At 62.4% G+C, this 9,904-nt stretch carries 7 protein-coding genes and 3 pseudogenes; 7 read left to right on the top strand and 3 right to left on the bottom strand.

Annotated elements, in window-relative coordinates:
- Positions 1–72: 72 nt before the first annotated feature.
- A pseudogene (locus BVER_RS25030) lies at positions 73–468 on the top strand (MBL fold metallo-hydrolase); the annotation flags it as partial.
- Positions 469–604: 136 nt separating this feature from the next.
- On the opposite strand, the pseudogene BVER_RS25025 reads toward BVER_RS25030, so the two are convergent.
- A pseudogene (locus BVER_RS25025) lies at positions 605–1,495 on the bottom strand (alpha/beta fold hydrolase).
- A 265-nt stretch (positions 1,496–1,760) separates the two neighbouring features.
- Between BVER_RS25025 and BVER_RS25020 the strand changes: the two are divergent.
- Positions 1,761–2,723 carry an NAD(P)H-dependent flavin oxidoreductase gene (locus tag BVER_RS25020; protein ID WP_050455563.1) on the top strand — a complete coding sequence of 321 codons (963 nt, stop codon included), beginning with the start codon at positions 1,761–1,763 and terminating at the stop codon, positions 2,721–2,723.
- Between the two features lie 82 nt (positions 2,724–2,805).
- Here the strand turns inward: BVER_RS25020 and BVER_RS25015 are convergent.
- Both BVER_RS25015 and BVER_RS25010 read right to left on the bottom strand, forming a co-directional pair.
- Positions 2,806–3,897: pseudogene (locus BVER_RS25015) on the bottom strand (porin).
- Between the two features lie 519 nt (positions 3,898–4,416).
- Entirely contained in the window at positions 4,417–4,764 is a 348-nt protein-coding gene (locus BVER_RS25010) for a hypothetical protein (protein ID WP_050455564.1), read from the bottom strand.
- Positions 4,765–5,276: 512 nt separating this feature from the next.
- Here BVER_RS25010 and BVER_RS25005 point away from each other — a divergent pair.
- The 5 genes from BVER_RS25005 to BVER_RS24985 all read left to right on the top strand — a co-directional run.
- A complete protein-coding gene (locus BVER_RS25005) occupies positions 5,277–6,293 on the top strand; it encodes a bile acid:sodium symporter family protein (RefSeq protein ID WP_050455562.1) in 1,017 nt (338 codons plus the stop codon).
- A gap of 294 nt (positions 6,294–6,587) precedes the next feature.
- Positions 6,588–7,640 carry an acyl-CoA dehydrogenase family protein gene (locus tag BVER_RS25000; RefSeq protein ID WP_050455561.1) on the top strand — a complete coding sequence of 351 codons (1,053 nt, stop codon included), beginning with the start codon at positions 6,588–6,590 and terminating at the stop codon, positions 7,638–7,640.
- A complete protein-coding gene (locus BVER_RS24995; RefSeq protein WP_050455559.1) occupies positions 7,628–8,440 on the top strand; it encodes a PIG-L deacetylase family protein in 813 nt (270 codons plus the stop codon). The genes BVER_RS25000 and BVER_RS24995 overlap by 13 nt, the downstream gene beginning before the upstream one ends.
- On the top strand, positions 8,437–8,973 hold the full coding sequence (locus BVER_RS24990; protein WP_232316753.1) for a class I SAM-dependent methyltransferase: 537 nt from the start codon (positions 8,437–8,439) through the stop codon (positions 8,971–8,973). The genes BVER_RS24995 and BVER_RS24990 overlap by 4 nt, the downstream gene beginning before the upstream one ends.
- Positions 8,974–9,225: 252 nt before the next feature.
- Positions 9,226–9,904: LacI family DNA-binding transcriptional regulator (locus BVER_RS24985; RefSeq protein ID WP_232316752.1), on the top strand; the 679-nt coding region annotated here is incomplete at its 3' end.

Raw genomic sequence — 9,904 nt, 5'->3', positions numbered from 1 at the left:
AACATTCGACTCATCTTGATCGCTTACGCAAAAGATGAGATGTAAACACATTTCTTCAAATGTGAACAGAGCCTAGAAGGCGAAAGCGGTTTTGCGGAAGAACGCGCGGTGCTCGAACGCATCGCGCAACTGGAAGTGGATATCGTGATTCCCGGTCATGGCGCGCCCTTCGATGACGTCGCGCGCGCGCTCGATGTCGCGTTCTCGCGCCTCGATTATCTGCAGGCCGATCCGGCCCGCAATGCGAAGAACGCGCTGAAAGTGCTGATCGTCTTCAAGCTGATGGAAGTCCGCACGATGACCTTCGACGCCCTGCTCGCGATGACGCAATCCGCCCGCGCCATGCGCGCCGCCGCCGACGCGCTCGCGCCCACGCACGCGCATCGCGCGCTGCTCGAAAAACTGGTCGGTGAATTGGGGAAAAGCGGTGCGGTGAAAGTGGATACGAACGGCATCCACGCAAGCTGACGCACCAAAAAGAAAGCCGCTTGTCAGCTACGGCAAGCGGCAGAATCGTATGGACGTGATCAACGTCTCGATCATCGTATCGTGACACAAATATCCATGCATCCGTGCTTTCCCTACAGAAGTTTGACGGGAAGTTTCACGCTGCGTCGGCTTCGAAAAACGCCCGCATTTCCGCGAGCAAATCGTCCGGCCGTTCCTCGGGAATGTAGTGGCCGCAGGGCACGCCGCGCCCGCTGACATCGCGCGCGACCTTGCGCCATTCCGCGAGCACATCGAAACAGCGCGTGAGCACGGCTTCGCGTCCCCACAACACGCGCAGCGGACAGGCGATTTTCCGGCCGCGTTCGACATCGGCGCGATCGTGATCGAGATCGATGCTCACCGACGCGCGGTAGTCCTCGCAGGTCGCGGCGATCGTTTCGGGCGAAGAGAAGGCGTCGCGATAGGCCTGCATCGCGTGCGGCAAGAAAGGTGACGCACCCGCGTGATGCGTCGACATCAGCCGTTCGAGAAAGGCGACAGGATTCGCGCCGATCATCGTTTCCGGCAAGGGCGCGGGCTGAATCAGGAAGAACCAGTGGAAGTTCGCGCGCGCGAAGGCGAGATCGGTGCCTTCGTACATCGCGAGCGTCGGGGCGATGTCGAGCAGCATCAAGCGGTCGACGGCATCGGGAAAGTCCATCGCCATCCGATGCGCGACGCGCGCGCCGCGATCGTGACCGCACACCAGAAAGCGCTCGAATCCGAAATGGCGCATCACGGCGACCTGATCGGCGGCCATCGCGCGCTTGGAATACGGCGCGTGATGCGCATCCGTCGCGGGCTTCGCCGATGCACCATAGCCGCGCAAATCCGGCGCGATCACCGTGAAATGGCGCGCAAGTTCGCCGGCGCAGGCGTGCTACATGTCATGCGTCTGGGGATACCCGTGCAAGAGCAACAGCGGCGGCCCGTCCCCTCCTTTCTTTCCGATGATTTCGACGCCCGCCGCGTCGACACGAAACGGCTCGTAGCCTTCGAAGGACATGGTCGTAGTTGTTGATCACATTGAGAACCATTGTAGGCGCGACATCCGCGATCCCTGCGTGCGGCGTGCCTCCCGGACACGAAAACCGAAGAAATCCTCGGGAAATGGAGGGTTCCGCCGCGCGCGCGGCGCTGCCTATAATCGAACGCTCGTTCGCGTGCTGCGCCTTCGCGAATCTTCGATTACAAATCGCACGCAAGCCACTGACACGCCCGTAAAATCATCCACCCACGGCTGCTCAGACACTTTTCAGGAGATCTGTGACATGGCCCTTCCCGCCATCCTGCAGCACCTGGCGTTGCCCGTCGTCGGGTCGCCGATGTTTATCGTGAGTTATCCGGAACTGGTGCTCGCGCAATGCAAGGCGGGTATCGTCGGATCGTTCCCGGCGCTCAACGCGCGGCCCGCCGAGATGCTGGACGACTGGCTCACGCAGATTCAGGAGCAACTCGCCGCGCACAAGGCGGCGAATCCGCAGGCGGCGATCGGGCCGATCGCGGTGAATCAGATCGTGCATCAGTCGAATGCGCGGCTCGAACAGGACGTGCGCGTGTGCGTCGATCACAAGGTGCCGATCTTCATTACCAGTCTGCGCGCGCCGGTCAAGGAAATGATCGACGCCGTGCATTCGTATGGCGGCATCGTGCTGCATGACGTGATCAATCTGCGGCACGCGCAAAAGGCGCTCGAAGCGGGCGTCGACGGTCTGATTCTGGTGGCGGCCGGCGCGGGCGGACACGCGGGCACGATCTCGCCGTTCGCGCTCGTCGGCGAAGTGCGACGCCTGTTCGACGGACCGATCGTGCTGTCGGGCGCGATTGCCAATGGCGGCTCGATTCTCGCCGCGCAGGCGATGGGCGCGGACCTCGCCTACATGGGCACGCGCTTTATCGCGACCAGGGAAGCGCACGCGATGGACAGCTACAAGCAGGCCATCGTCGATGCGCGCGCGGCGGATATCGTCTACACGAATCTCTTTACCGGCGTGCACGGGAATTACATCCGCGAGAGCATCGTAAGCGCGGGGCTCGATCCCGACAATCTGCCCGTCTCCGACAAAACCGCGATGAACTTCGAGGAAGGCACCAGCAAGGCGAAGGCGTGGAAGGACATCTGGGGCGCGGGTCAGGGCGTCGGCCTGATGGAAGACGTGCCGAGCGTGGCGGAACTGGTCGCGCGTCTGAAGCAGGAATACGACGACGCGAAATCGCGTCTGGCGATCCGCTAGTCTTTAGTCGATAGCCGATAAAAAAACACCGCGCCTTCGTGACAGAAGGCGCGGTGTTTTGCTTTGATGCCGCAGACGACGCTTAGAACTTCGCGCGGATGCCCACGCCGAAGGTATCGCCCGTCGACAGGCTCGTGTACTTGTCGTTCAGGTACGCGGCGTACACGTCGGTGCGCTTGGACAGCGGACCCAGCTCTTGTGCGTCTGATCCAGACCGCCGTTGCTGCGCGAGTACGCGTAGGACGCCATCACCGTGCCCGGGCCGAGCGGCACGGTCACGCCGCCTTGTCCCGTGTTGACGTGGAAGGTGCCGGGGCCGTCGTAGTCGTTCTTCGTGTACATACTGCGCGAAGAATTTCACATACTTTAGATCGTACGATGCACCCAGTTGCCCGACGCTCTGGCTCTTGAAGCCCGGCGTCGCGAAACCGTCGATGCTGGTGAAGTCGCCCGCCGTATTGTTGAAGTTCACGTACTGATACACGCCGGTCGCCGCGAACGGGCCGTGGAAATACAGGAACTGCGCGCTGTACTTCTTCGAGCGGCCGTCGCCCGCCGTGTTGCCGAACGTGTACATCACGCTGCCCGACAGGCCGTTGAAGTCAGGCGTCGTGTACTGAACCGAGTTGTTCCAGCCCGAATCGCCGATCACGCCCTGATCCGTGCGGTACGTCGGGAACGTGCCCGCGCCGAGGAACACGTGATACACCATCGGCGAGAAGGTGTACGAATCGACGAACGGATTGAACAGAATCGTCGAAACGAAGAGTTGCGTCGTCAGGCGGCCGGCGGTGAACGTACCGATCGGACCTTGAATGCCGACATACGAGTTGCGGGCGAAGAAGGTATCGCCCTGGAAGCGTCCGTACTGACCGTTCTGCGCGCGGAAGAACGCTTCCAACGTGAAGATGGCCTTGTAGCCGTTGCCGAGATCTTCGGCGCCCTTCATGCCCCAGTACGACGTCGACATGCCGCCACCGCCCACGTTCCACGCGCGATCGCTGCCGGGAAACTTGGTTGCGCCGACCCATTCGTCGACTTGCCCGTACAGCGAAACGCTGGATTGCGCATGCGCCGCACCGGCGGCGAGGAAGCCGAACATGGCGGCGACTGCGGTTGCCTTGAACGTTGCTCTCACCGCTTTCTTCGGCGCACGTTTGACGGTTGGCTTCATTGACTCTCCTGTCATTTGTCGAAAATTGTTTGCTTGGCGGGCGAGGATCGTTGCCTCGCCATCAGACCGGCTTGATGGTTTTCTGGACGAGAGGCATCGCTTGTGGAGCGGCACCATCATCGCGGACCATTTATCCGGTCAAAAATGTTTTTGGTTATTGCGGGTATAGCGGTTCGAATACGCCATTGCGCCGATACGGCCGCGATGTGCTCGCGGCTTTAAACGTCAGACGCGGCAGACGTTACGTCGAGCCCGCACCGGCGCGGCTATCGAGCCGTTGTAAGGAAATTCGAAAGCGCCGCCGATGCAAAATCGAACGCAGGGCGCATTGTCCTGAAGTGGATATCGGAGGGGAATGGTTATCGAAATCTCGATGCGGAACTGTGGCGAGATTACGTCAGCGTGACAGGGACACTGGACGGGCCATTAATTTTTAGTTGACCGGCACGTTAATGCGTATATGCGCAGCGATCGCGGCAATTGCGCTGCGAGCCGTCGATAGTCGGAGCGAGGGGAAAATCAGTTGCGGTAATTCGCGTTGGCCGAGCCGCGGCCATTGTCGGATTGCCGGCCTTGCGGACGCGGAACGCTTCGCTCTTCGTTGTAGCGCGCGATATCGGCGCGGATCGAACCCGCGCCACGAAACGGCACGGTCCGTACTTCGGCGCTCACGGGCGTGAGACCATCCTTCGACGAGACCGGCGTGTAGTGCAGCGACTGACGGCTGCTGGCGGAATCGTCGAACACGGCGGACGACAACCACTCCGCGCGCGGACCGGCGAACGCGAGCGTACCCGCGACCGTCAGCGCTGCGAGCGCCGAGGATGCGAGAAGCCGGGTTATCGTGCGTATGCCAGTGAGCGTCATGTTCAACCGCCTGTGCCCGACACATTTCTCCCGCCTGCACAGCGCTTCGCCGTGCGATTGATGCGGGCAACCGGTCGCCGTCGGAGCAAAATCGGACAGACGCATCGGAACAACGCGCAGCCCTGCGATCAGGGTTTCAACAATTTATTGGCAGTCGCTCTTACAGTCGAGCCAAAAAGTGTTAGACCCGTTTGACGGTTGTAACACCATGTTACGTCAGAGTTTTTTCGCCTAGGCCGCCTGATTGGGTCGTTGAAACGTAAGAAGAAAAAGCTGCTGATCAGACAATTTGAAATCAGTCAGTTCTGGTCAAAAGTCGGCTCGTTTTGTTGCTGCCCCTTTAACTTTGCGCGCGCTGCACCGACCGTTAGTACGCCGGGATTCATGCGGTTTGAGAATTAATTCCGTCATGAAATGAATTTGCCAATTCAATCGGGTCCAAGCGAAAATCATGGTTTTCCCTGACTGCATGCTTCGCTTTCGATTTCGCACTCGAGCGCGACATTTCTGAGATGGCACGGCCCAAACTCCTCCCTGACAACTTCACGCTGATGCTGGTCGGCACGGTCATCATCGCGAGCTTCCTGCCTTGCTGCGGCAACGTGGCGGTCGCGTTCAACTGGATTACCAACGTCGCCATTGGACTGTTGTTTTTCCTGCACGGCGCGAAACTCTCGCGCGAAGCGATCGTCGCCGGCGCGACGCACTGGCGGCTGCATCTCGTGGTCTTGCTCAGCACCTTTGCGCTGTTCCCGCTGCTGGGCATCGCGCTCAAGCCGCTGCTCACGCCGCTGGTCACGCCCGCGCTCTATACCGGCATCCTGTTCCTCTGCACGCTGCCGTCCACGGTCCAGTCGTCGATTGCGTTCACGTCGATGGCCAAGGGCAACGTGCCCGCCGCCGTATGCAGCGCGTCGGCGTCGAGCCTGCTGGGCATCTTCATCACGCCCGCGCTGGTCGGGCTGGTGGTCGGCCAGGGCGCGACGACCGGTTTGCCGTGGCATACGGTCGGCAGTATCGTGATGCAACTGCTGGTGCCGTTCGTCGCCGGTCAACTGCTGCGCCCGGCCATCGGCAAATGGGTGGACCGTCACAAGCCGGTGCTCAGGTTCGTCGATCAGGGATCGATCCTGCTGGTGGTCTACGTGGCCTTCAGCGAAGCCGTGAACGAAGGCATCTGGCATTCGATCTCGCTCGCCACGCTGGGCGGCCTGCTCGCCGTGAATATCCTGCTGCTGGCGGCGGCGCTACTGATCACCGCGTTCACCGCCAAGCGCCTCGGCTTTTCGCGCGCGGATCAGATCACCATCATCTTTTGCGGCTCCAAGAAGAGTCTCGCCTCCGGCATTCCGATGGCCAAGGTGATCTTCGCGTCGAGCGCGGTCGGCGCGGTGGTACTGCCGCTGATGCTGTTCCATCAAGTTCAGCTGATGGTCTGCGCGGTGCTTGCGCAACGCTGGGGCGCGCGCAAAACGGCGGCCGAACCCGTCCGCGAAAACAAAAATGTCGGCGCGCCCGCTCGCCGCTGACCCTACTCGCATCTTGCCGTTCTCCCTTAAAAGGCCGCCTCGTGCGGCCTTTCGTCATTTGAATACGGCTCGAACGCGCTGTCGATTCAGCCGGATGTCATAGGCAAAAACGACGTTTTGCCACAGATCAACACTGTTGCGAAAAGTCCGACGTTTTGGCCTATGCCTTTCGGACGAATGGCGCTCGGGCATGTCCCTTGCCACACTCTTGTTAAAGTAAAGCTTCACGAACAGGAGCCGCCATGCGGATCGCCAAATCATTCAGAACAATCAACTTTCGCGGATGACGCCAACATGCTGAACAGTTCATCCGCCGCTGAACACGGCGACGTCACGCCGTCCGTATTGCGAGCCTTTCTCGCGGACAGCCGCCACGAGCGCGGCAATCCGCAACGAACCGGTCAAACCTTGCGCGCGCTGATCGACGCGCAACTCGACAATCTGCCGCTGCCGGGCGGCGGCGCCACGCTCAATCGCTGGCAGGCGCTGGCCGAAATCGCCGGTTTCGATTTATCGCTGATCAAGCTGTACGAAGGTCATACGGATGCCTTGGCAATTCTCGCGGAATTGGGCACGAGCCGTATCGAACCGAATTCGGCCTGGGCCGTGTGGGCCGCCGAGCCGCCGGACGCGCGTCTTCAAACCATCAGCGATGAAGATTCCGAATGGATTCTGTTGCGCGGCACCAAGGCGTGGTGCTCGGGCGCGGCATCCGTCACGCACGCGCTCGTCACCGCCTGGAACGATCGCGACGAAGCCGTGCTCGCCGCCGTCGACATGCGTCAGCCCGGCATACGCATCACGCAAGGCGGATGGTCGGCGGTCGGCATGCGCGCCAGCGCCAGCGTCGACGTGAGCTTCGAAGACGTGCCCGCGCGACGCCTCGGCGCGCCGCGCGCGTATCTGGATCGACCGGGCTTCTGGCACGGCGGCGCGGGCATTGCGGCGTGCTGGTATGGGGCGGCGGCGAAAATCGGCGAGTTCGTGCTGCGCGATGCGCGACGCCGTGCCGATCCGCACAAGCTCGCGCATCTCGGCGCAATCGACGCCACGCTGCGCGCTACGGCGGCGTTGCTGCACGAAACGGCGTCGATCATCGATCGCGCGCCGCTGGCCGGCGCCATGTTGCCCGCGATGCGCGCGCGGCTAGGCGCGGAACATGCGGCTGTGACGGTCATGGAGCACGCCGGGCGCGCCTTGGGCGCGGCGCCACTGTGCCGCGACGATCATTTCGCGCACCTGATGGCGGATCTTCCGGTATTCATTCGACAAAGCCACGCCGAACGCGATGCGGCATCGTTCGCTCAACGTCTGATCGAGGAGGAAGGCATTTCATGGCCACTGTGACGACCCGGTTGCGTGAGCGCGGGGAACCGACCACCCGGCAATCCCCGCCCAACGATCGACAGATCGAAGGCAACGGTACGCCCGAAGCCGCCTGGCAAGGCTGGGCGCGGCTGGCGGCATTGCCGGAAGTCGAGCCAGCGGACCTCGTTCCGTTCGGCGGACGCGCCGTGATTGTCGCGCCCCATCCCGACGACGAAGTGCTCGGCACCGGCGGACTGCTCGCGCGCCTTTCCCAAATCAGCCGAAGCGTGTTGATCATCGCGGTGACGGATGGCACCGCCAGTCATCCCGATTCGCCCGCGTGGCCACCCGAGCGGCTCGCCGACGTGCGTCCGCAAGAAACGCGGGAAGCCTTGCAACGGCTGCGTCTGCGGCAGGTACAGGTCGCGCGGCTCGGCCTGCCCGATGGCGGCGCGGCGCGTCTGGAACCGAAGCTGTCGGGACTGCTGCAGGAACACCTGCAACCCGGCGACGTCGTGTTCACCACCTGGCGATTCGACGGCCATCCGGATCATGAAGCCGTCGGCCGCGCCGCTTATGCTGCCGCGACCGAGGCGCGACTGCCGTTCGTGGAAGTGCCGCTGTGGACGTGGCACTGGGCGTCGCCCGACGATCCGCGCGTGCCGTGGAGCCGCGCGCGCCGCGTCGTGCTGGACGACAGCACGCACGCCCGCAAGCTTCGCGCGGTGCAGGCGTTCCGAAGCCAGCTCGAACCCGACGCCACGACGGGCAGCGCGCCGGTCCTGCCCGATCATGTGCTGGCGCGCCTGACGCGGCCGTTCGAAGTCATCCTCATATGACGACCGACCGCTACTTCGACGATCTGTATCGAAAGGATGACGATCCCTGGAAGATCCGCAACCGCTGGTACGAACGACGCAAACGCGCGCTGCTGCTCGCCGCCCTTCCGCACGAGCGATACGCCCGCGTCTTCGAACCTGCCTGCGGCAACGGCGAACTGACGGCGGCGCTGGCTCCGCGCTGCGACGAGTTCATCGCGACGGATATCAACGACGGCGCGGTCGCGCTGACTAAAACGCGCATGGCTCAATCGCCGCACGCGAAAATTGCGCGGATGACCGTGCCCGATGAATGGCCCGACGGCCGCTTCGATCTCGTCGTGATTAGCGAAGTCGGCTATTACCTCGAAGAAGCGCAACTCGGACGGCTGATCGAGCGCATCCGGCACACGCTTTCACCGGACGGCGCGGTGGTCGCGTGCCATTGGCGACGCCCGATCGAAGGCTGGGCGCTCGACGGCGAACAAGTCCACGCGGCCATGCGCGGAAAGCTGGGCTTGCCGCTGCTTTGCCACTATTGGACGACGACATGATGCTCGACGTGTGGACGCCATCGCGCGAATCGGTACATCAGCGCGAGGCGGCATGAGCATCGTTTCACTGGTTTTACTAAACAAACAGAAAGCCTTAAAATCATTATTTATTAATGCTTCTAGTGGTTTTCTCTAACGCTTTGTGACGTGTTTTGCGACGGTTTTACTATACAATCGCCGCAAACAAGCGAACCCGTTTGACGGCCTAAACAACCGTCATCGGGATCAACACGGAGACAGAGAACCACCACGATGGCCACCACCATTCGCGATGTCGCGCGCGCGGCGAGCGTCTCGATCGGGACGGTTTCGCGGGCGCTTAAGAACCAGCCGGGATTGTCGGAAGCCACGCGCGAGCGCGTCGTCGAAGTCGCGCAGCAACTGGGTTACGACTCCGCGCAACTGCGCACGCGTATCCGTCGCGTCACGTTTCTGCTGCATCGGCAGCACAACAATTTCTCGGTCAGTCCGTTCTTTTCGCATGTGCTGAACGGCTTCGAGGAAGCCTGTCGCGAACGCAAACTGGTGCCGTCCGTGCTCACCGCCGGGCCGACGCACGATCTCGCGCAGCAAATGCGTCTGCATGCGCCGGATGCCATCGCCGTCGCGGGTTTCGTCGAGCCGGAATTGCTGGCGCATCTGCATTCGCTGGCGCGGCCGACCGTGCTGATCGACCTGCGCGCGCCGGGCTTTCGCTCGGTGAATATCGACAACGTGAAAGGCGCGGCGCTCGCGATGCAGCATCTGTTCGCGTCGGGGCGGCGTCGCGTCGCGTTTATCGGCGGGGTGGTGGGGGCGGCGCAGCGTGCGCCCGGGGCGCGGGGGGGGCGGCGGGGTGTTTTTCACACATTTCACCCGCGGCCGGCGCGCGCGGGGGGCGGTGTGGGGGGTGGCGGGGGGGTCACAAAAAAAAAAGAAAGAGAGTATAGAG

The sequence above is a fragment of the Candidatus Burkholderia verschuerenii genome, from assembly GCF_001189365.1.
Lineage (GTDB): Bacteria > Pseudomonadota > Gammaproteobacteria > Burkholderiales > Burkholderiaceae > Caballeronia > Caballeronia verschuerenii.
This window is presented reverse-complemented; position numbering and strand designations above follow the sequence as displayed.